The sequence below is a fragment of the Tautonia rosea genome (assembly GCF_012958305.1).
GTDB classification, from domain to species: domain Bacteria; phylum Planctomycetota; class Planctomycetia; order Isosphaerales; family Isosphaeraceae; genus Tautonia; species Tautonia rosea.
In genome coordinates this window covers 133,768-156,627 of the sequence record NZ_JABBYO010000004.1, presented here as the reverse complement: position 1 = coordinate 156,627, position 22,860 = coordinate 133,768, and the positions used below count along the sequence as shown (strand labels likewise).

At 64.5% G+C, this 22,860-nt stretch carries 15 protein-coding genes; 9 read left to right on the top strand and 6 right to left on the bottom strand.

Features of this window, described 5'->3' with window-relative positions; translation table 11 throughout:
• Positions 1 to 290 precede the first annotated feature (290 nt).
• From HG800_RS08235 to HG800_RS08225, 3 genes are all read left to right on the top strand, one after another.
• Positions 291 to 1,517, top strand: coding sequence for a hypothetical protein (locus HG800_RS08235; RefSeq protein ID WP_169975692.1), 1,227 nt, complete (start codon positions 291 to 293; stop codon positions 1,515 to 1,517).
• Positions 1,518 to 2,039: 522 nt separating this feature from the next.
• A complete protein-coding gene (locus HG800_RS08230; RefSeq protein ID WP_315851996.1) occupies positions 2,040 to 2,894 on the top strand; it encodes a sugar phosphate isomerase/epimerase family protein in 855 nt (284 codons plus the stop codon).
• A 294-nt stretch (positions 2,895 to 3,188) separates the two neighbouring features.
• Positions 3,189 to 3,671: a BON domain-containing protein gene (locus HG800_RS08225; protein WP_169975688.1), complete on the top strand. Its 483-nt coding sequence runs from the start codon at positions 3,189 to 3,191 to the stop codon at positions 3,669 to 3,671.
• Positions 3,672 to 3,921: 250 nt separating this feature from the next.
• On the opposite strand, the gene HG800_RS08220 is transcribed toward HG800_RS08225, so the two are convergent.
• Positions 3,922 to 4,305, bottom strand: a complete 384-nt coding sequence (locus HG800_RS08220) for an ArsR/SmtB family transcription factor (RefSeq protein WP_169975686.1) — start codon at positions 4,303 to 4,305, stop codon at positions 3,922 to 3,924.
• Positions 4,306 to 4,695: 390 nt separating this feature from the next.
• Between HG800_RS08220 and csrA the strand changes: the two genes are divergently transcribed.
• The 4 genes from csrA to HG800_RS08200 all read left to right on the top strand — a co-directional run bounded on the left by csrA (position 4,696) and on the right by HG800_RS08200 (position 8,449).
• Entirely contained in the window at positions 4,696 to 4,962 is a 267-nt protein-coding gene (gene csrA / locus HG800_RS08215) for a carbon storage regulator CsrA (protein WP_169975684.1), read from the top strand.
• Between the two features lie 155 nt (positions 4,963 to 5,117).
• Positions 5,118 to 6,566 (top strand): threonine synthase, encoded by a 1,449-nt coding sequence (gene thrC / locus HG800_RS08210; RefSeq protein ID WP_169975682.1) that lies wholly within the window; start codon positions 5,118 to 5,120, stop codon positions 6,564 to 6,566.
• 36 nt (positions 6,567 to 6,602) lie between these two features.
• Complete coding sequence (gene dapB / locus HG800_RS08205; protein ID WP_169975680.1) at positions 6,603 to 7,412, top strand: 4-hydroxy-tetrahydrodipicolinate reductase; 810 nt, start codon at positions 6,603 to 6,605, stop codon at positions 7,410 to 7,412.
• Between the two features lie 104 nt (positions 7,413 to 7,516).
• Entirely contained in the window at positions 7,517 to 8,449 is a 933-nt protein-coding gene (locus tag HG800_RS08200) for a UDP-glucuronic acid decarboxylase family protein (RefSeq protein WP_169975678.1), read from the top strand.
• A gap of 73 nt (positions 8,450 to 8,522) precedes the next feature.
• Here HG800_RS08200 and HG800_RS08195 read toward each other — a convergent pair whose 3' ends face one another.
• Positions 8,523 to 10,028: a cellulase family glycosylhydrolase gene (locus HG800_RS08195; RefSeq protein ID WP_169975676.1), complete on the bottom strand. Its 1,506-nt coding sequence runs from the start codon at positions 10,026 to 10,028 to the stop codon at positions 8,523 to 8,525.
• 509 nt (positions 10,029 to 10,537) lie between these two features.
• Here HG800_RS08195 and HG800_RS08190 point away from each other — a divergent pair.
• Positions 10,538 to 11,587, top strand: coding sequence for a 3'-5' exoribonuclease YhaM family protein (locus HG800_RS08190; RefSeq protein WP_169975674.1), 1,050 nt, complete (start codon positions 10,538 to 10,540; stop codon positions 11,585 to 11,587).
• 107 nt (positions 11,588 to 11,694) lie between these two features.
• Here HG800_RS08190 and HG800_RS08185 read toward each other — a convergent pair whose 3' ends face one another.
• The 4 genes from HG800_RS08185 to HG800_RS08170 all read right to left on the bottom strand — a co-directional run bounded on the left by HG800_RS08185 (position 11,695) and on the right by HG800_RS08170 (position 20,555).
• Positions 11,695 to 13,173 (bottom strand): glutamate synthase subunit beta, encoded by a 1,479-nt coding sequence (locus HG800_RS08185; protein ID WP_169975672.1) that lies wholly within the window; start codon positions 13,171 to 13,173, stop codon positions 11,695 to 11,697.
• Complete coding sequence (gene gltB, locus HG800_RS08180) at positions 13,166 to 18,019, bottom strand: glutamate synthase large subunit (RefSeq protein ID WP_169975670.1); 4,854 nt, start codon at positions 18,017 to 18,019, stop codon at positions 13,166 to 13,168. Before gltB ends, HG800_RS08185 begins: the two co-directional genes overlap by 8 nt.
• A gap of 129 nt (positions 18,020 to 18,148) precedes the next feature.
• The gene (locus HG800_RS08175; protein ID WP_169975668.1) at positions 18,149 to 19,150 is read right to left on the bottom strand and encodes a LysR family transcriptional regulator; all 1,002 of its coding nucleotides are present in this window, start codon (positions 19,148 to 19,150) and stop codon (positions 18,149 to 18,151) included.
• Positions 19,151 to 19,439: 289 nt separating this feature from the next.
• On the bottom strand, positions 19,440 to 20,555 hold the full coding sequence (locus HG800_RS08170) for a Gfo/Idh/MocA family protein (protein ID WP_169975666.1): 1,116 nt from the start codon (positions 20,553 to 20,555) through the stop codon (positions 19,440 to 19,442).
• Between the two features lie 244 nt (positions 20,556 to 20,799).
• On the opposite strand from HG800_RS08170, the gene HG800_RS08165 reads away from it, so the two are divergent.
• On the top strand, positions 20,800 to 22,821 hold the full coding sequence (locus HG800_RS08165) for a carbon starvation CstA family protein (RefSeq protein WP_169975664.1): 2,022 nt from the start codon (positions 20,800 to 20,802) through the stop codon (positions 22,819 to 22,821).
• Positions 22,822 to 22,860: the final 39 nt, after the last annotated feature.

Below are 22,860 nucleotides of genomic sequence, written 5' to 3'. Positions count from 1 at the left end.
TTCCTCCCTCTCCCCGCCGGGCGAGGAGAGGGCCGGGGTGAGGGGTCCGGGCGTTCGAAACAGAGCCTGGCTTCTCGTCCAATTCCCCCCCACCCGGTCACCCTCCGCCATCACTCCCTCCCCGCTTCCCTTCCCATCTGTGTTCTATCCGTGGCTCACGTCCTCCCGTTCCGATCACACTTCTCAAAAAAAACGCAATTAAGCCTCCCGCGTTTCCAGATGCTTAAAGACATGCGGTCTTCACTCGCACCGTTGCATGTTCTCCCTTTGGAAAAAAAAGGCACCATCCGATGTCCACTTCCTTGAAACAGACCCTCGCCAACCGCCTCAACGCCCTCCGCTCGACCGGCCCGACAACGATCGAGGGCAAAACCCGATCGAGCCAGAACGCCCGGACGCACGGCCTCTCCCGAGTCGGCCTTCACCCCCCGGCCGACATGGCCGAGGCAATCGAAACCCGCCGATCCCTCTGGCGATCCGACTACCACCCGACCGGATCCGCTCAGGAATGGCACTTCGACCGCCTTGTGGCCGAATCCGTCCGCCTCGATTGCTGCGAGGCCCGCATCGTCGCCGCGCGCTCCGAACACGCCACCCAAGCCTCCGAATCATGGGACGACGATCAGGCCGCCGCCATCGCCCAGCGTGCCGTGATGCTTTCCAAACGCCCTGAACTCATCCAGCCCATCCTCCTGCAAACCAAGCACGGCGTCCTCTGGCTCCTGGAACGCTGGGACGAGGTGCTCGAATCGCTCCAACGCCTCGACGGCTGGACCCCCGAAACCTGGAACCTCGCCCTCGACCTGCTCGGCGTTCCCCTCTCGGCCCGAGACGCCTCCGGCCCCTGGGATCTCCACCCCGACGACTCCAGCGCCGCCCCCGGCCACGACCTCGTCGCCCAATCGACCGCCGCCCTCCGCGACCGTCTCACCACCTTCCTCAACGCCCGAGATGAGCGAGCCCGCACCGACGCCTGCCTCGGCCTCAACGCCGACGAGCCCCCCGCGATCCGCCTCCTCGAACGCTACGCCGCCGACGCCCGCCGCCGTTTCTCATTCTTCCTCAACGGCTTACGACGCCTCCAATCCCAAACCCCTGAGACGACCTCCGTCTCCCCTGCGACCGGCCCTCCGTCCCCTCGGCCGGTCCGATCCGCTTCCCCTCCCGAGCCCTCCCCACCGCCTGCCGCCCTCGACCGCTCCCAACCTTCTTCCCCTCTCACAGCCGAGCCACTTGCCGCAGGCACACTCCACACGTGCGCTCAACCCTCGCCCCCGCCTACGGGGGACCGGGTGGCCGCTGGCCGGGTGAGGGGGTCTGACGACCTCGACTCGCCCGACAAATCGGCCATGACCCCGGTCCCGGCCCTTGCAACCGAAGCGACGGCGGCCCCCACAACCCGGCTCCCGGGCCCCTCGCTCGCCGCGACGCTCCGCGATCGCCTCAACGCCCGAGCCCCTTCGCTCAACAACCGCCGCGCTCGACGCGCCCGAGCCGCCTCGGCCCGACGCTCCTGAGCCAGGCCCGCTTGTCCCGGCGATCCGCGCTCCGTTCGGATCTGCCCCCCGACCGTTCCCAACCCTGAACCGACACCCCTCGATCGGCCCCGGTCCCCCGATCGCCGCTCTCCGTCCGCCCCTTGCCTCCAATCTCCCGATTTCCCGAGCCCGACCATGCCCCCAATTCCGCTCCTCCTCCGCCCCATCGCTCCCTCGATCCTCTGTGCGCGAATCGAACCCAATCCGCCCACCCGCTCACCTGATCGACGGTTCCTTCCCGTCCTGCTTCCCCTTCCTGGCCGGTCGGTCCTGTTGTCAGAGAGCCGCCATCGCACTCAATCGGAATGGGATCGTCTCCAACAAAAGCCACCCACCCGCCAGGAGAGACTCGACACGCGTTCCCGCTCCGGGGCGTGGCCGACGAGGCGAGGCAATGGTATGACAGTGATCGTGAGGGCAGGCCTCGGCCTGCCTGTGACCCAAAGGCAGGGCAGGGCGTCCTGCCCATCCCATCGTCCCGATTCCCGACGAGGTGCCGCCGTGTCGAGTCATTCTTCCAAGCCCTTGACCCTGGGCGTCTGTAGCTGGAGCCTTCAGGTCACCAGCATCCCCGAGCTGAACCGCCTGCTCGCCGAGCTGGGGGTCAAGGCCACCCAGATCGCCTGCGGAGACCCGCACCACGCCGCCTGGGACGAAGGGGACGCCATGCCCCAGGCCGCCCTGACCGCCGATTTCGTCATGACCGGCGCCATGCTCGGCTTCCCCGGCGAGGACTACACCACCCCGCAAACCATCAAGGACACCGGCGGATTCGGTCCCGAAGACCTCCGCGCCGAGCGCATCGAACGCCTCAAGTGGGCCTTGAGCCGAACCAAAGAACTGGGCCTCACCCACCTGATGCTCCACGCCGGCTTCATCCCCCATTCCGGCGACCCCGGCCGCCCCGCCTTCCTCGACACCTTACGTGAGGCCGGCCGACTCGCCGCCGAGCAAGGCGTGACCCTCGCCTTCGAGACCGGCCAGGAACCGGCCGACCTGCTCCGCCAGACCCTCGACGAGCTGGCCTCACCCACCCTGAAGGTCAACTTCGACCCGGCCAATATGCTCCTCTACGACATGGGAGACCCGATCCGGGCCGTCGAGATCCTCGGTCCCGACATCGTCAGCGTCCACCTCAAGGACGCCCGACGCCCGACCACCCCCGGCCATTGGGGAGAGGAAGTCCCCCTCGGCCAGGGAGAAGTGAACATCCCCCGGTTCCTCGACACCCTGAAGGCCGTCGGATACTCCGGCCCCCTGATGATCGAACGCGAGGTCGGCGACCAGGCTGCCCGCATCCGAGACATCGGCCTCGGCCTTGAGGTCGTCCGGGACCACCTCGCGAAAACGCCTTGATTCCCCCGTTCCGAGTTCCCCGACCCTCGTGTGTCGAGGGGCGTCAGGTTGCTCTCGGTACTCAAGATGCCGTCGATCCTTCAAGATCCCGCCGATCACCCATCGAAGCTCAGTGATGCATCTTCGAAGGCTCGACGGCACCCGACGAGCAACGATCCTCCGGAAGAACATTGAGACGGCGTTGGCATCAGGCTTGCTGATCTTGTCCATCAACCACGATCGATCCGGTCCCGGATCGAGCACCCGCCCGTTGGGAAGGTTGACCGGATCGAATTTTCAAGGAGCGTCCAGATCATGCAATCGCGTCACCCCATGTCACTCGTTCCGGCGGTCATGCTTGGCGTCGGGCTCGTTCTGACAACCCTTCCGTCCCCTTCCTTTGCTCAGGACACCGATCCCCAGGATCAGGGCGTCGCCGAGCGTGCCGGGGCTCAGCTTGATCGGTTCCTCAATCGCTTGCAACGCAACTTCCAGGATCTTTCCGAAGACGTCCGCCGCCGCGCCGCCGAGGTGCAGCAACGGGTCGAGGACCTCGGCGTCGAGGCCCGCGTCTACAGTCGGATCCGCTGGGACAAGGCACTGAGCGACGCCGAGATCGCCATCGAGGCCAAGGAAGGGGGCGTGGTTGTCCTGCACGGCACCGTTCCCGACGCTGAACTGCGCCGCAAGGCCGTCCGCCTGGCCGTCGAGACCGTTGGCGTCGAACGAGTCCAGGATAACCTGACCATCGGAGCGCGACCGGCCGAGGAATCGAGTCCGGCCCCTTCGTCTCGCTAATCGAGTCCCGGTTCACCCGCCCGGCCTCGGCTCCTGCGACTCATGGCCCCGAGGCCGGCACCCTCAAGCCCATCCCAGCACCTTCGCAGTCAAAGAAAGGAGCCGTGATGCCGAAGGAACCCATTCAGCAACACGGCCTTTCATGATCCAGACACAATAGCATCACCAACGAGAACAGCAAAAGGAACAGGAACAAAAAGGGGGGGAAAAACGTCGGCGATCCAGATGATCCCTGGCCAAACGGGGGTGATTAGACGATGGCGTCGATCACCTGAGCCAGTTCTCGGCCGGCATCGGTCAGGTAATAGAAATTGTGCTTGCCCGTCCGTCGGGGCTCGATCAACCGGCCATGCCGAAGCAGGGCAAGGTGATGGCTGACGGCAGGCTGACTGGTCGAGCCGAGGTCGGTGCAGAGCTCCGAGACATTGCGTTCCTTTTCGGTCAACAACATCAAGACTTGCAACCGTGTCGGATCCGACACCTGTTTGAGCAACTCGGCGGCCTGTCGAACGTTGGCCGACGGCCCTTTGCCCCGCTTGGGAGCAGGGCGGCGAGCCGGAGCGGTCGCGGTCGCGGAGGCCGAAGACTTCGACGCGCCGGCAGACTTTGTCGCGGTGGTCGACTTTGAAGGCATGTGCGGAACTCGGACATCGTTCAAAAAGGGGAAATGACTCGCGACCCCAAAACGTCGCGAGCCAGAAACGAAGGATGGACGCGCATGCATGCGCATTCCGCCGTAATTATACGTAACTCTCCGGGCAGTCAAGCGAATTTGCAAAAGATGTTCGTCATGAGCAACCGTCACAGCAGTACTCCTACTTCGTAAGCATTGCCAGATTGCAAGCGATCGTTGATGTGCGGCAGTGACTGCCGGCTGCCCGACGTTGGGCCGATCGCGTCTTTGCCTTGGGTCCCGGCGAAAACAGGGAACAGGCTTGCATCAGAACGGGTGTTCAGTTTACAATCCGCTCGGCCCTGAGGTCTTGTCCCCTTTGGCCCCCGAGGACGCAGGAGGTCCCGCACCATGTTGGTCTTGAGCCGCAAGATCGGGGAACGGATTCGGATCGGAGACACCGTGACCTTGACCGTGGTCCGCGTCCACGGCGACAAGGTTCGCCTGGGCATCGAAGCGCCCGAGAGCGTGACCATCCATCGCGAGGAGGTCTACCAGCGCCTGCAACGCGAGCCGACGGCCGCGTCTTCCCCATCCGACGACGACCGGGCACTCGCCCGCTCCGATGCCGAGTCGAGGACCGACGCCTCCTTGTCGAGCGCCCCCTCGCGTCGGTAGAGTAGAATGGATTGGCGACCTGGCACACGGCCCACTCGAACGCGTTCCTTTCAGGGCCGACCCGGTCCGCCGGATCGGGGCAGAGAGGGTCGCTCGGTCACTCGACCATCGTGCCACGCCGCCAATCCGCTCGGAACGCCGCGAGGAACGCCGCGATGACCGTCTCGACCTCGACCCTGCCTCGAACCGACACCGATCTGGCCTATCAGCGCTGCATCAATCCGCGTTGCGGTGTCACCCTACCGGTCGATCGTGCCGTCTTCTCCTGTCCCGACTGCGGCGACCTGCTCGACGTCATCTACGACTGGGACCGCCTGCCGGTCCCAGCCCGTTTGAGCGACTTCGAGGCCAAGTGGTCGCGCCGGCTCGACCCGCTCTGCTTCTCGGGCGTCTGGCGGTTCCACGACCTGATGCCCTTCGCTCCGCCGGAGAAGATCGTCACCATCGGTGAGGGGCAGACCTTGCTCCGACCCTCGACCAAGTCCGCCCAGTATGTCGGCGTCCGCGAGGGGAACCTCTTGCTCCAATATGAGGGGATGAACCCCTCGGGCAGCTTCAAAGACAACGGCATGACCGCGGCCTTCAGCCACGCCAACATGGTCGGCGCGCGGCGGGTCGCCTGCGCCAGCACGGGCAATACCTCGGCCTCTTTGGCCGTCTTCTGCTCGGCGACCGACTTCGGCTTCAAGGCGATCATCTTCATCGGCTCGGGCAAGATCGCCTACGGCAAGCTCGCCCAGGCCCTCGACCACGGCGCCCTGACCATCCAGATCGTCGGCGACTTCGACGACGCCCTCGCCCGGGTCCGCGAAGTGGCCGACCGGCTCGGCATCTACCTGATGAACTCGGTCAACCCCTTCCGCCTCGAAGGGCAAAAGGCGGTGATGCTCCGGGTCCTCGAAGCCCTCGGCTGGGAGGTCCCCGACTGGATCGTCGTGCCGGGCGGCAACCTCGGCAACTCCTCCGCCTTCGGCAAGGCCTTTCAGGAGCTGCACTACCTCGGTCTGATCGACCGCATTCCTCGCCTGGCGGTCATCAACGCCGCCGGCGCCCAGACGCTCGACCAGCTCGTCCGCTCTCATGGCCTGAGCTGGAACAGCGGCTTACCCGATGAGTCGATCCCGAAGGCCTATTACGACCACCTCGACCACGAGCACATCCGGGCCTCGACCATCGCCTCGGCCATCGAGATCAACCGGCCGGTGAACCTGAAGAAGTGTCTCCGGGCGCTCGACGTCTGCGACGGCGTCGTCCGGCAGGTTTCCGACCAGGAGATCATGGACGCCAAGGCCCGCGTCGGTGCCGGCGGCCTGGGATGCGAACCGGCCTCGGCCGCCAGTGTCGCCGGGGCCAGGCGGCTGCGTGAGGAGGGGATCATCGCCCCCTCCGATCGGGTCGTCTGCATCCTCACCGGCCACCAGCTTAAAGACCCCAACGCCACGGTCGCCTACCACTCGGCCGACCGCGAGGAGTTCGACCGCGTGCTTGGCTCGCGAGGGGTCAAGCGGGCCGGTTTCGCCAACCGTCCGGTCGTCGTCCCGAACGAGCTGGACGCGATCATCCGGACCATCGGCCTCTACTCCGACGCCCCGCCGACGGCCTGAGCCATCGCTCCATCATCCCCTGGGAGACGACCGATCGTGAGCCTCGGACCCTTGAACCTTGCCATGCACGGCGCGACCGGTCGCATGGGCGCTCGCATTCTCTCGCTGATCGACGAGGCCGACGACCTGACCCTCGCCGCAGCCATCGAGCGAGCCGATCACCCCCGGATCGGCGGCGATGTGGGGCCGATCATCGGCCTCGGTCCGCTCGGCATAACCCTGAGCAGCTCGATCAACCCCGACACCCCGGTGGATGTGGTCATCGACTTCTCGGTCCCCGAGGCCTCGCTGAACATCGGCCGCTGGTGCGGCGATCATGGCGTTCCGCTGGTCGTGGGCACGACCGGCTTCGAACCCGCCCAACGGACCGAGCTGGAGCAACTGGCAGACCGAATTCCGATCCTCATCGCGGCGAACTTCAGCAAGGCCGTCAACCTGCTGTTTCACCTCGTCGGTTTGGCGGCTCGTTCGCTCGGGCAATCGGCCGACATCGAGATCGTCGAGCGGCACCATCGCTTCAAGAAAGACGCGCCGAGCGGCACGGCGCTCCGCCTGGCCGAAGTGGCCGCCGAAGGAATTAACACAGACAGATTTATTCATGGAAGACATGGATTGATCGGTGAACGGCCGACCGGAGAGATTGGTCTGCACGCGTTGCGGACCGGAGACAATCCGGGCGAGCATACCGTGGTGTTCGGGCTGATGGGCGAATGCCTTGAACTGTCGCACCGGGCCCTGAACCGGGACGGGTTTTCCCGGGGGGCACTCGACGCTGCCCGGTATCTGGCCGGCAAGCCCCCGGGTCGCTATGCCATGGAAGATCTGCTCCAGCTCGGAGGGGGTTGATCGGATGCGATCGTCTCGGTTCGTCTTGTCGAGCGCCCCTCGCCTCGCTATCGTGTCTGCGCCCGAAGGTCGGGTCGAGAAAACGCATCACGGAGGGTTCGGACGTGAGGACGGTGATCACTGGCGGGGCGGGCTTTGTGGGGTCCCATCTCTGTGAGCGGTTCCTGGCCGAAGGGCACGAGGTCGTCTGTCTGGACAACCTCCTGACCGGCCTGGAACGGAACATCGCCCACCTGCGCAACGAGCCTCGTTTCAGCTTCGTGCTGCATAATATCTCCGAGCCGGTGACGATCGATGGCCCGGTCGATCACGTCTTGCACTTCGCCAGCCCGGCGAGCCCGGCCGATTACCTGGCCCACCCGATCCCAACCTTGAAGGTCGGCTCGCTCGGCACGCACAATGCGCTCGGCCTGGCCAAGGCCAAAGATGCGCGATTCCTGCTGGCAAGTACCTCGGAGGTCTACGGCGATCCCGAGGTCCACCCTCAGCGCGAGGATTACTGGGGACACGTGAACCCGATCGGCCCCCGAGGGTGTTACGACGAGGCCAAGCGATTCGCCGAGGCGATCACAATGGCCTACCACCGTTACCACGGGGTCGATACGCGGATCGTTCGCATCTTCAACACCTACGGCCCCCGGATGCGCCTGAACGACGGCCGCGTCCTGCCGGCCTTCATGAGCCAGGTCTTACGCGGTGAACCGTTGACTGTGTTCGGCGAAGGGCAACAGACGCGCAGTTTTTGCTATGTCGATGATCTTGTAGATGGAATTTATCGGCTCTTGCTCTCCGATGAATCAATGCCTGTAAACATCGGCAATCCATCAGAAATCACCGTTCTGGAACTGGCCGAGGAGATCATCGCGATGTTGCCCAACACCAAGAGCACCATCGACTATCGGCCGCTGCCGCAGGACGACCCCAAGCGACGACGGCCCGACATCACCCGGGCCCGCGAGATTCTGGGCTGGGAGCCGAAGGTCGATCGGGCCGACGGCCTGCGACGGACGCTGGAGTTTTTCCGGTCGGTCGTCTGATTCGGAGTTACTCCTGAGCGATCGGCTTGGCCATCCCCGATCGTTGCCTCGTCTTTGCCCCGGGCACGGTTGCTCAGCGAGCACGCGCGCGGAGCGAGATGGCGGTCGGGCGGTCAGTCTGAATGCGAAGAAGCTGGGTGGATTCGTCGTACCAGAGCGAGACGACCGCCGATGGATCGGCCGTGCGGACCTCGGCCGGGAAGCCGGGGGGAAAGACCAATCGGGGAACGAAAACCTCGGTTTCGCCGCGATTGGGATCATGAATCCAGTCGTAGTCAAGCGTGCTTGTCTTGAATCGTGATGAACCGCGATTGAAGGCGAAGCGTTTGGGAACTCCGGCGGTGGCTCGGGGATACGGGCGGGGCCGAAAATTCGAGCGGATGCGGCCGGAGGGGTCGAGGATGCTGAAATCCTCGCCATTCCAGCCGTCCTTGAGCTGTTCGGTCCAACCGGGGGTCAGATTCCAGTGGGCTCCGGAGGCAAATGCGGCGTCGAGGCGGTCGTACACCTCCTCGACGTAAGCGCCGCTGCCGGTCACGCGGGCGTCCATGCCGAACTCTCCGACGAACAGCGGACAGTTCCAGGCCTCGGCGGTCGAGGTCATGTGGTGGAAGGCCAGGTCCATCGTCGTGGTCAAGCCATGCCAGTGACGCAAGACGATGGTGGACGGGTTGTAATAGTGAGGGGCATAGACCGCCGCATCGAACTCGGGGCGGGGTAGGCGGGTCTGGATGCCGGTGTTCGTTTTGACGTGCCCTTCAAGAAACAGGATCGCCGAAGGATGCACCGACCGGACGACGGCGGCGGCATCTCGATAAAGTGGGGCAAGCTCGCGGCGCTCGTCTCCCCAGGGTTCGTTGATGAGATCGTAGCCGATGACGCCGGGGATCGTCGCAAAGGATGATGCGACACGCGAGATCATGAGCAAGTATTGTGAACGAAATCCGTAGGTATCGGCGTAGAAGTCGGCAAAGGACAGGTGAGTGGTCGGGTCGAGGGCCATCATCAGGGGCCAGTCGGAGCTGAGCGGCCCGTTGTTGGGGGTCGAAGGACGCCCCCGGGGAGAGACGGCCCAGCGGGGGAAGCCATCGCCAGTGCCGTAGGACGCGTGTCGCGAGAAACCGTCCTGGTGAAAATCGACGATGGTGAACACACCACGCCGGGAGGCCTCGGCCGCAACGGTCATGACCGAGGCAAGATAGGCCTCATCGTAAACGCCGGGGCTTGGTTCGTATGCTTCCCAGACAAAGAGGAGGCGGATCACGTTGAACCCGAGTTCAGCGACGCGGTCGAGATCGACCGGGCCGACCCGCGGAGCAAATGGGGGAACCTTGGAATCACCGGCCAGGTTGATCCCGCGCAGGAGGATCACTCGACCGCTCGCATCCCGAAAGGAAGGCCCGGAAACCTGCAAAGGGCCGGGAGGGACGACGCATTGAGGAGACGGCCGAACAGGATCAGTGCCATTGCCTGTTCCCCAAGCCGTCTCAGCCCCAAATTCCAGTCCCAGACCCAGACCGAACAGAATCGCCGCGAGTGCCCCGAACCTTTGACGGCCCCGGAGTCCCGAGCATGTCATTCACGACCTCCGTGTCGTCGCTCGATGGCACACGATAACGTGACCCGATCGGACCCCGTCGTGAGATCCCAACCGCGCCGGGCCAGTTCCCCCCCCGAGACGCCGAGGGGGGTCGTCTTCCTGGACCTGTTCGTGACGAGAGACCGAGTATTCGGTCGGTCTCGCTCACGATTCCCGTAGAGTCGATCATCGGTCCTGAGAATCGGGAAGCGTCTCCCGATTGGCGGCCGATTGCGGTCGCTCGCTCCGAAGACAACGGCCGTGCGCATCGCGACGATCAACGCGACACGATGCCCGATCGCCACATAGTGATCTTTTGGTCAGGTTGCAATCAACAAACACTCAGTGTATCAATTTGCATCATACTCGACAGATGATACGCTTCAGAATGGGCTGTCTCCGAGCCGATGTAGAGGAGATGGCATATTGAGAGAGACGTGCGCTTTGGACCTAGCGCGATCGACCCTCGCACCCGGCACCCTTAGCCCCGAGGGGGAGCGACGTACACCATGGCCAGCGGAATCGAAAGCTCGGTGATCCGGCTCGGCGACTTTCAAGACGGCCAGGAGGCCGAGTGCTTCGCCGTGCTGGTGAGTCGTGACAAGGGGACGACGAAGAAGAACGAACCCTTTGTGAAATGCTACTTCCGCGACCGGGATCAGACGGTCGAGGCCCCCTTGTGGGCCGATCACCGCTTGCTGAAGCAGTCGGACGGATGGACCGATGGGCTGGCGTATCGCATCCGGGCGCGGGGCGAGTTCAACGCCAAGTACGGCTTGCAACTGAAGCTGATCGACCTGCGGCCCGCCGGCGGGCCTGACGATGAAGCCGACGGGTTCGATTACGGTGACCTGGTCGAACGATCCAAGTTTCCTAGTGGGGATCGGCTGGGGAAGATTCTCGAATTCGTGGGGCGCTACATTGAAGATGAGAAACTTTCGGAACTGGTCCGGCGCATTCTCGAAGGGCACGCGAAGCAGTTGGAGCTGATGCCCGCCGCCTCTCACATGCACCACAACGTGACCGGAGGGCTGGTCGAGCACCTCTGGAGCGTGACGCGGGTCAGTATCATGCTGGCCGAGCATTACGGGCGGTATTACGACGAGCTGAACCCACCCTTGAACCGAGACGTGATTGTTGCTGCGGCCATTCTCCACGACATCGGCAAACTGAGAGAGCTGGAATATCACCCGATCGAGGCGAAGTACACGACTGAAGGGAATTTGATCGGGCATATCCTCATGGGACGCGATCTCGTGCGGGACACGGCGCGGGAGATCGGGGATTTTCCGGTCGAGACGCTGTTGCTGCTCGAACACGCGATCCTTGCCCACCACGGCAAGACCGAGTTTGGATCGCCGAAGCCTCCGGCAACGCTAGAAGCGATGATTTTGCATTATGCCGACGAGCTGGACGCGAAATTCAATGCCGTGGCCAAGGCACTTCGGGCCGAGAATGGCGACGACCTGTTTACCAAAAAAGTTTGGGCAGCGGAGAATCAACGCTTCTACCGGGGCACTCCGTTACCTCCTCCAGATCAAGACCAACCGCCCTTCTGATTTCTTCTTTTCTCGATGACATCAGATCAACGCCAAAGGCCCCGAAGGCGCGATGTGCGCGTTCGGGGCCTTCTTGTGGCGAGCGGCCAGTTATTGATTGAGAATCGTCAGACGGCAAAGGGCCGCATGTAATTTTCGTGCTCCAGGGGTCGGGGCAAGTCGGAGCATCCCATCAGGTCGCAGTCGATGGCCTGGGCGGCGTGGCGTCCTTCGGCGATGGCCCAGACGATGAGGCTCTGGCCGCGGGTCATGTCGCCGGCGGTGTATACCTTGGGGACGTTGGTGCGCTTGGTATCGGGGTCGGCCTTGACGTTGCCGCGCTCGTCGAGTTCGACGCCGAAGCCTTCAATCAGCTTATTGCGTTCAGGGCCGACAAAGCCCATCGCCAGCAAGACGAGATCGGCTGGGTAGACCTTCTCGGTGCCGGGAACGGGGTCGAAGGTCATGCGGTTGCCGTTGCGCTTCAGTTCGACCTGGACGGTTTCGAGCGCGGTGACGTGACCGTTTTCTCCTCGGAAGCGGACGGTGCTGATCGAGTACTCGCGGCCACCGCCTTCCTCGTGGGCGCTGGAGGTCTTGAAGGTGTTCCACCACTGCGGCCAGGGGTTGTTCGGATCGCGCGAGTCGGGGGGACGGGGGACGATCTCGAACTGGTGGACGCTGGCACACCCGTGACGGTGGACGGTGCCGAGGCAGTCGGCTCCGGTATCACCGCCGCCAATGATGACGACGTGCTTACCCTTGGCGTTCAAGGTCGGGTCATCGGAAACCGGGTCGCCGGCCACGCGTTTGTTCTGGGCCGGGAGGAAATCCATGGCGAAGTGAATGCCCTTGAAGTCGCGGCCCTCGATGGGGAGGTCACGAGCCTGAGTGGCGCCGCAGCAGAGGCAGACAGCGTCGTAGTCGGCGAGGATCTGCTGGGGATCGACATCGACGCCGATGTTCACGCCGGGACGGAAGGTGACGCCCTCGGCCTCCATTTGCTTGAGGCGAAGGTCGATCCGCCACTTCTCCATCTTGAAGTCAGGGATTCCGTAGCGGAGGAGGCCGCCGATGCGTTCGTCGCGTTCGAAAACGGTGACGTCGTGACCGGCGCGGGCGAGCTGCTGGGCGGCGGCCAGGCCGGCAGGGCCGGAGCCGATGACGGCGACCTTCTTCCCGGTCTTGACCTTTGGGGGCATGGGGGCGATCCAGCCCTCGGCCCAGCCGCGGTCGACGATGGCCAGCTCGATCTGCTTGATGGTGACGGGGTCGTCGTTGATGCCGAGGACGCAGCTTGCCTCGCACGGGGCGGGGCAAAGCGTGCCGGTGAACTCAGGGAAGTTGTTGGTCAGGTGCAGGCGGTCGAGGGCCTCACGCCACTGGTCGCGGTAGACGAGGTCGTTCCAGTCGGGAATGAGATTGCCGAGCGGGCATCCCTGGTGGCAGAAGGGGATGCCGCAGTCCATGCAGCGGGCCCCCTGGTTTTGCAGCTCAACGACGGGGAGGCTGGTGAAGACTTCTTTATAGTCCTTGCGGCGTTCCTCGATGGGCCGGTAACCGGCGGCGCGTCGGGGGAGTTCCATGAATCCGGTGGGCTTACCCATGATTGACCTCCAGCGTCAGGCGTGAGTCGCTCGGGCGGGGCGAGGTGTCGTCAGCGGTCTCGGCCCGCTTGCGCTGCAACAGGAGGCGGCGGTTCCCCTCGGGCAGCACCTTGACAAAGTTGGTGAACGGCCAATCCCAGTCGTGACCGTTGCGGGGGACGAGGACGCCGTCGACCTCGTCGAGTGTTTCAGGAAGGGCAAATTGCGTGAGCATATCTTCGACGAAGGCGAAATCGTTCGGCTCAGCCTTATGACGGAGGTCGTCGAGTTCGAAGTCGCCCTGGCGACGTCTCAGATCCGTGGCTTCCTCGAACAGGGAGGCCATGACCTGTTTCTGGTGGTCAAGCACGCGGCGGTAGTCGCGCGGCATGACCTTGACGAAGGAGGTAAGGGCGATCTGCCAGTCGTTGAGCAACTGCTTGGCAACCTCGCTGCCGGTGTAGCCGGCGTGCTGGATGAGGAGATCGCGGACGAGTTCCTGATCTTCCAGCTCGGTGAAGGGTTCGATCTCGACCATCTCGGGATTGCAGCGGGACTGGAAGTCGCCGTCTCGATCGAGGACGAAGGCCATGCCGCCGCTCATGCCGGCGGCGAAGTTGCGGCCGGTCGGGCCGAGGACGACGGCCACGCCTCCGGTCATATATTCACAGCCGTGATCACCAATCCCTTCCACGACGGCAAGCGCCCCGGAGTTCCGCACGCAGAACCGTTCGCCTGCGCGGCCTCGGAAGAAGGCGCGGCCGGCGGTCGCTCCGTAGAGGACGACGTTGCCGACGAGGATGTTCTCCTCGGCCTTGAACGTGGCCGATCGAGGCGGGGCGACGATGATCTTGCCGCCGGAGAGACCCTTGCCGGTATAGTCGTTGGCATCGCCTTCGAGTTGAAGGGTGATCCCTCGGGGAACGAAGGCGCCGAAGCTCTGACCGGCGGAGCCGTTGAAGGTGATCCGGATCGTGTCGTCGGGCAGCCCCGCGCCGCCGTAGCGGCGGGTGACCTCGGAGCCGAGGATGGTGCCGACGGTGCGGTTGATGTTGCGGATCGGCACCGTAAAGGCGACCGGTTCGCCACGTTCCAGGGCCAGCACGGAGCGGGGCACCAGAGTGGTGACGTCGAGCGATCGCTCAAGGCCGTGGTCCTGGGGGTGACGCTGGCGGACGCCGATCTCCGGAGCGACGTCGGGGCGGGCGAGGATCTTCGAAAAGTCGAGACCACGGGCCTTGTAGTGCTCAATGGCCTTGCGGACGTCGAGCAGATCGCTGCGGCCGATCATCTCGTCCATCGTCCGGAAGCCGAGCTGGGCCATCAGCTCTCGGATTTCCTCGGCGACAAAGTGGAAGAAGTTGACCACATGTTCGGCCTTGCCGGCGAACTTGGCGCGGAGCTTCGGGTTCTGGGTGGCAATACCGACCGGGCAGGTGTCGAGGTGGCAGACCCGCATCATGATGCAGCCCATCACGACGAGGGGAGCGGTGGAGAAGCCGTATTCCTCGGCCCCGAGCAGGGCGGCGATGACCACGTCTCGGCCGGTTTTCATCTGGCCGTCGGCCTGAACAACGATGCGGTCTCGGAGGTTGTTGAGGACGAGGGTTTGCTGTGTCTCGGCCAGGCCAAGTTCCCAGGGGATGCCGGCGTGCTTGAGCGAAGTGAGCGGGCTGGCCCCTGTGCCACCGTCGAAGCCGCTGATGAGGACGACATCGCTGTGGGCCTTCGAGACCCCTGCGGCGACCGTGCCGACGCCGACCTCAGCCACGAGCTTGACGCTGATCCGGGCCCTCGGATTGGCGTTTTTGAGGTCGTGGATGAGCTGGGCGAGGTCCTCGATCGAGTAGATGTCGTGGTGCGGCGGCGGGCTGATGAGGCCGACGCCGGGGGTCGAGAAGCGGACCTTGGCAATCCAGGGCCAGACCTTGCTACCGGGGAGCTGGCCCCCTTCGCCGGGCTTGGCTCCCTGGGCCATTTTGATCTGAATCTCATCCGCATTGACGAGATATTCACTCGTGACGCCGAAGCGGCCGGAGGCGACCTGCTTGATCGAAGACCGCTTGCTGTCGCCGTTGGGCAGGGGGGTGAAGCGGGCTGGGTCTTCGCCCCCTTCGCCGGTGTTCGACTTGCCGCCGAGGCGGTTCATGGCGATGGCGAGCGTTTCGTGGGCCTCGGCCGAGATCGAGCCGTAGCTCATCGCCCCGGTGGCGAAGCGCTTGACGATGGCATCGACCGACTCGACCTCCTCGATCGGCACCGGAGATTGCTGGCCGAACTTGAACTCAAAGAGCCCGCGAAGCGTGCAAAGCCGTTCGTTCTGCTCGTCCACGCGCTTCGTGTACGACTTGAAGATCTCGAACCGGCCGGACTTCGTGGCGTGCTGAAGGCGGAAGACGGTCTCGGGATTGAACAGGTGGAACTCGCCGTCACGGCGCCACTGGTACTGGCCGCCTTCTTCGAGCATGACCGGGCCGACCTCGCGTTCGGCGAAGGCGCGGCGGTGGTGGAAGAGGGTTTCCTCGGCGATCTCGGCGAGGCCGACCCCTTCGATCCGGCTGGCGGTCTTGTCGAAGTACTTGGCGACGAAGCCGGAATTGAGGCCGATGGCCTCGAAGATCTGAGCACCTCGGTAACTCTGGATCGTGCTGATGCCCATCTTGGACATCACCTTGACGACCCCCTTCTTGATCGCCTTGCGGTACTTGGCCACGGCCTCGGCGTGGGTCAGGCCGTTGAGCTGGTGGGTGGCGATCATGTCGTCGAGCGTTTCGAAGGCGACATAAGGGTTGATCGCCCCGGCACCATAGCCGAGCAGGAGGGCAAAGTGGTGCACCTCTCGGGCGTCTCCGCACTCGACGACGAAGCCGGCCCGCATACGGAGCCCTTCGCGGACCATGAAGTGGTGCAGGCCGGAGGTGGCGAGCAAGGAGGGGATCGGGGCCAGTTCTTTCGTGACGGAGCGGTGCGAGAGGACGATGATCGTCGCCCCGTCCTCGATGGCGGCCTTGGCCTCCTGGAAGATCTCCTCCAATCGACGTTCCATGCCGGCGGCCCCTTCGGCGGCGGGGAAGAGCATGGAGATGACGGCCGACTTGAAGCCTCGCCAGCCTTCAAGCTGCTTGATGGCGGCGGTTTCGTCGTTGTCGAGAATCGGGGTTTCCAGCAGGATTTGCCGGGCGTTTTCGGGGCCAGGGTTGAGCAGATTACCTTCGCCGCCGAGGCCGGTCTGGACGGAGGTGACCAGTTCTTCCCGGATCGCGTCGAGCGGCGGGTTGGTCACCTGGGCAAAAAGCTGCTTGAAGTAGTTGAAGAGCGGTTGCGGGCGGTCGGAGAGGACGGCCAGGGGAGTGTCGGTCCCCATCGAGCCGATGGCTTCCTCGCCGCGCTGACCCATCGGGGAAAGAATGAACTTGAGATCTTCCAGCGTGTAGCCGTAGGCAAGCTGGCGATGCAGGAGGGTGTCGTGATCGGGGCCGGGGACCTCGGGGGCCCGCGGAACTTCGTCGAGCTTCGGCATCCCTTGCTTGACCCACTCGCCATAGGGCTTGGCGGTGGCCAGGGCGTGCTTCAGTTCCTCGTCGCCGACGATCCGGCCGGCCTGCATATCAACGAGGAACATCTTGCCCGGTTCGAGGCGCCCCTTGTGCTGGACGTTCTCGGGGGCGATCTCGTCGAGCATGCCGGTCTCGGAGCCCATGACGACCAGGCCGTCCTTGGTGACGGTGTAGCGGCTCGGGCGGAGGCCGTTGCGGTCGAGGGTCGCGCCGATGACGCGGCCGTCGGTGCAGGCGATGGAGGCGGGGCCGTCCCAGGGCTCCATCAGACAGGAGTGATAGGCATAAAAATTCTTCTTCTCCTGCGACATGGTTTCATGGTTTTCCCAGGCCTCGGGCACGAGCATCATCATGGCGTGCGGGAGGCTGTAGCCGGCCTTGACGAGCAGCTCGATAGCGGCGTCGAGGGCGGCGGTGTCGGAGAGCCCCTCGCGAATGACGGGGCAAAGGTGGTCGAGATCGCCCGGCTCGAACAGGTTCGAGGCGAAGAGGGCCTCTCGGGCTCGCATCCAGTTGATGTTGCCGCGGAGGGTGTTGATCTCGCCGTTGTGGGCGATCATGCGGTAAGGGTGGGCCAGCTCCCAGCTCGGGAAGGTGTTGGTGCTGAACCGCGAGTGGAACATGCAGAGGGCTGAGACGAGGCGATCGTCGCCGAGATCGTCGGCGTAGTAGTCGATGACCTGCTCGGGGGTGAGCATGCCTTTATAGACGATCGTTCGGCAAGAGAGGCTGGAGAAGTAGAAGAAGGCACCGTCGTCGAGTCCAGCGGCTTCAACGGCTTGCTCGAATCGCTTGCGGACAACGAACAGCTTGCGCTCGAAGGCGTCGGTATCGTCGCCGAATCGAGAGCCGACGAAGGCGTGCCAGACGCTCGGCTCGACGGCCTGAGCGGTGGCACCGAGGGTCGAGTTGTCGGTTTTCAGTTGGCGCCAGCCGAGGAGGGGGAGCCGTTCATCCCTGAGAATCTGTTCAAAGATGGCCTGACCGGCTTCGCGGCGTTCCTTGACTGGCGAGGCGAACATGGCGCCGACGCCGTACTGGCCGGGCTCGGGCAGGGAGATGCCGAGGGCGTTGCAGCGTTCGGCGAGGAATTCGTGGGGGAGCTGAATGAGGATGCCGGCGCCGTCTCCGGTATTGGGCTCGGCCCCTCGGGCGCCGCGGTGGTCAAGGTTGCACAGGGCGCGCAATCCATCGCGCACGAGTTTGTGCGACCGTCGGCCCTGGAGATCCACGACGAAACCCACACCGCAAGCGTCGTGCTCATTCGCCGGATCGTACAGTCCCACAGGGGTCGGGAAACTCGTGCTCATCAGGTTTGCTCCCTCCAGACAGACGGCTCCGGTTCGGGAAGCGCCGGCCCACCGATCGGGTCCGCGACGTGCGGACCTCGGGGGCCGGTGCCCGGCCCCGAACCTCGGGCCGATACACCAGCAGCTCAATCAGGTTTTCTTGACGGCGGGGGTCCGGCCACTTCGGGAGGCGCCCCGGCCGTTCGGTTTCGGCTCGGAGGCCGAGGGGGCGGGGGACGACGCGGCAGTCGTCCCGTCCTCGGTTGTGGAACCGTCTCGCAAGGTTTCGAGGAACCGAGCCCCGGCCAGGCCCAGGGTGGCTTCGCCCCGGTGGACGATCGCCAGGGGACGGCTCAGGGGGTGATCGGTGATTGGGATTGCGACGAGACTTCCTGAAGCGACCTCGCGCTCCAGGGTCGTTCGAGGCAAGAGGGCCACCCCGGCGCCCACCTCGACAGCGCGCTTGATGTTCTCGATGCTGTCAAAGGCCAGGCCAGGTTCAACCTGAACACCGCGACGCTTCAAATGGCGGTCGATCGCGCGTCGGATCGGCAGTTCGGAATCGTAATGAACGAAGCGAGCCCCGTCGAGCCGCCCCACGCTGATCCCCTCGGGATCGGCCAGGGGATGCCCGGGAGGAGCGGCCACGACCATTTCTTCGTCTCGCCAGGCGACCACGTCAATTCCGGGCCACTTTTTCGGGAACGAGACGATGCCCAGATCGGCGCGACCGGTACGAACCCGATCGACGACCTCGCTGGGGTGCATGCACTCCAGGCGGCAGTCGGCCAGGGGGTGTCGGGCGCGAAATTCGGTGATGTGGCGGGTGAGCTGACCGAGGCCGACCGAGTAGATCGCCACGATCCGGACGGTCCCTTCAATTTGATCGGCCCGACCGAGCGCTCGGACCCGACGTTCCACATCCTGATACCGCTCAACCAGTTCACGACACCCTTCGTAGTACATCTGGCCGTAAGGTGTCGGAATCAAGGGACGCTTGGAGCGGTCGATCAGCTTGACGCCGAGACGCTCCTCGAGGTTATGCACGGCCTGGCTCGCCGTCGACTGCGAGATGCCGTTCTCGGCGGCACCACGCGAGAAACTCGCCCGGCGCACGACATCACAGAAGATTTTGAGCGCCTCGAACTGCATCGCCGTGGGGGAACCTCGATCGAGTGGCGGCCCTGTCGATGCCAGTCAGACAGAACCGCGGCCAGATGTTCAAATCGTCGGGGCGGCCCAACCGAGGCCGCCTCCGCTGTCTCCGGAATGCCCGCGCCATGGCCCCAAAGTCGAAGGCCATCTGACCCCGATCGCCTCGCACGCCATCGGGGGGAACGGTATTCGAGATTCCAATACTACACTCGGACATCAGCGGCTTCGTCAATAGCCTAACGCGCCGCGAAGGGATTTTTTCGAGAAGGAAGCCGATGGGTGCGTGCTAGGAACCAAACCCAGCGAGCGGGTGGTTCCGATCGGCCAACGGCAGGGAAACCGGGGCTCCGGCCCGTTGAGACGCATAGGTGGCGAGGATCATCTCGATCGATGCACGGCCATCGGCACCGGAGACGATCGGAGCACGATCGGATTCGACAGCGGCGATCAGGTCGGCGACGATCTGGCGATTCCCGGCGTTCAGGCCGCCGTCTTCGAGCGGTTCGGGCTGGCTGAGGCCGGCGCTGGTGATCCGTTCCCAGGAGGAACGATCGGGAGCGGCATACCACCGGGGATCGCGGACAAGATAGGCAGCAGGGAGCCACCCGAAGCCCATGACGATCGCGCCGGTTTCGCCAAAGATTCGGAGGTCGAAGCGATCGCCCGGCTGGGCAGGGCGACTGGTGGCGAAATGGGCCACGACGGGAGTGGTTTCGAAGCCATACATGGCATCGATCCGATCACCGGCGAGGGGGCCGATCCCTTCGGCGCCGTCGCGGATCTGCTCGGTGCCGATCGGCTGGCCGGAATCGGATACGCGGGCGAAGCACCAGGAAGCTTCACCGAGCAGAGCGCGAAACAGGTCCATTGTGTGAGAGCCGAGGACCATGAGGTCTTCACCGCCGCCGCGGCGGTCTTCCTTGCCTCGGCCTCGAACTTCGAGAACCGGGCCGATCGCGCCCTCGGCGATCAATGTCTGAATTTGTAGAAAAATGGGACTGACACGCGACTGGAAGGCCATGCTGATCTTCGTATGAGCGGCATCGCAGGCGTTGAGCATGGCGTCGCAATCGGCCGGGGAGGGGGCCATTGGTTTTTCGAGGAAGATGCCGCGGACGCCGGCCTCGGCACAGGCGATGACCATGTCGCGGTGGCCGTCGAGCCATCGGGGGCAGACGGCGACAAACTCGGGGCGCTCGCGATCGAGCATCTCGCGGTAATCGGCATACGCACGCTCGACGCCGAGCCGGGCGGAGGCCTGGGCGCGGCCGGCTTCGTCCTCGTCGGCCACGGCCAGGAGCTTGAGCTTCGGCTCGGCGGCGAAAGCGAGGTCGAGGTTATGACCGTAATTCCCTCGACCGGTTCGACCGATGACGGCGGCACGATACGGGGCCTGGAACATGACAATGCCTCGATGAGGTGTTCAACTGGCGGGCGCGTCCGGTCTGTACGACGCCTGCCAGCATGACCCAGCGAGCAAGCCGACGCAAGCCGCTCGCAGAGGCGGGGTTCGGGAGCGTGTTTGTGAAATTGACGAGGGTTGATGAGGCGGGCGCCCCACCGTAGACTTGGAACGATCATCGCCCGAAGGCCGACGGCCCGCGAGGCGATCCGGGGTCGACCGTGCTCATGAATGGGACCGATGTATGCAGACGCTCTTGATCGCCCTGGGTGCGGGTGTGGCTTTTCTGGTGGCGTATCACACCTATGGCCGATGGCTCGGCAGCACCATCTTCAGGCTCTCAGCCGACTATGTTTGCCCGTCGCACCGCCTGAGAGACGATGCCGACTATGTGCCCACGTCAAAGCCGGTCGTCTTCGGCCATCACTTCACGTCGATCGCCGGTACGGGACCGATCGTCGGGCCGGCAATCGCGGTGATGTGGGGGTGGGTCCCGGCCTTAATCTGGGTCTTGCTGGGGTCGATCTTCATCGGGGCGGTGCACGACTTCGGAGCGCTCGTCGTTTCGATCCGGAACAACGGGCAGACGGTGGGGGACATTGCCGGACGGTTGATCAACCGGCGGGCCCGGATCCTGTTCTTGCTGATCCTGTTCATGGCGTTGACGATCGTGCTGGCCATCTTCGGCCTGGTGATCGCGGCGGTCTTCCGGCAGTTTCCGGCGTCGATCTTCCCGTGCCTCGTGCAGATTCCGATTGCCGTGGGGATTGGCGTCTGGCTGCACCGCCGGGGGGCGAAGCTGGCGGTGCCGTCGCTCGTGGCGTTGGGATTGATGTACCTGTCGGTGATCTTCGGCGATCAGAACACGCCGGTCGCGGCGATGGCCGGGTTGCCGGAGTGGCTGGCGGGGGGAATCGGCTGGATCGAAACGACCCTGCACACGTTCAATACCACGCTGGCCTCCTGGCCGATCATCGTCTGGGTGGCGGTGTTGCTGATTTACTCGTATGTGGCTTCGGTGTTGCCGGTCTGGGTCTTGTTGCAGCCGAGGGATTACATCAACTCATTGCAATTGATCAGCGCCCTGGGGTTGATCGTCGTCGGCCTGGCCGTGGCCGCGGTGGCGGGAGGGGCGCCGGTCGGCGACCTGGGACGGCCCGAACTGGCGATTGCCGCTCCGGCGATCGATTTCAACCCGACCGATGCACCGTTGATGATCCCGTTTTTGTTCGTGACGATCGCTTGCGGAGCGATCAGCGGGTTTCACTGCCTGGTGAGCAGCGGGACGTCGAGCAAGCAGATCAGTCGAGAGCCTGATGCCCGATTCGTCGGCTACGGCGGGATGCTGACCGAGGGGTTCCTGGCGACGCTGGTGATCCTGGCCTGTGTGGCCGGGCTTGGCCTGGGCGTGGCGGGCGAAGGGGGGACGACCTTGCTCGGTCGCGAGGCCTTCCAGGCGCGATATGGGTCGTGGAATGCGTCGCAGGGGTTGGCCTCGACGGTGGCGGCGTTCGTGGATGGCTCGGCGAATTTCCTGCGGGCGATGGGAATGCCGACGGGGGTATCGGTGGCCTTGATGGGAGTGCTGGTCGCCTCGTTCGCGGGGACGACGCTGGATACGGCTTGCCGCCTTCAACGCTACGTCGTGCAAGAACTGGCCGCGGCCTTGTTGAGCCTCAGCCGACGAGATGAGGAGGAGGCCAGGGCGGGCGACGGCCTGTTCCAAGGGCAGCCGATCGGGCTTTCGGGCAATCCGCTCACCTGGCTGGCGAACAAGCACGGAGCGACGATTTTCGCCGTGGTGCTGGCCGGGGCGTTGGCGGCGTTTCCGAAAGCAGGAGACGCGTGGAGCTGGCAGACCGCGGGGCAGGGGGGGTTGATTCTCTGGCCTCTGTTCGGGGCGACGAACCAGTTGCTCGGGGGGTTGTCGTTCCTGGTGATCGCCTTTTATCTCAGGAGGCGAGGCTTGCCGAACTGGTTCCTGATCGGCCCGCTCGTCTTCATGCTGATTCTGCCGGCCTGGGCGATGCTCTGGCAAATCTTCATCGATGCCCCCGGCCCAGGAGGAAGCTGGCTGGCGGATCGCCAGTGGATTTTACTCGGGATCGGGCTGGTGACGATCGTGCTGGAAGCGTGGCTCGTGGTTGAGGCGGCCTTGCTCTGGCCCCGGATTCGAGGGGTGTTGGAGCAACTGATCGCTCCCGAGCCGGTCGCCCTGTCGCGCTCGAACGCCGCGGCGAGGATCGCAGTCGGCAGCGGGCAGTAGGCAGTGGACGGCTGTCGGACGCCAACGAGCAGAGGGCGG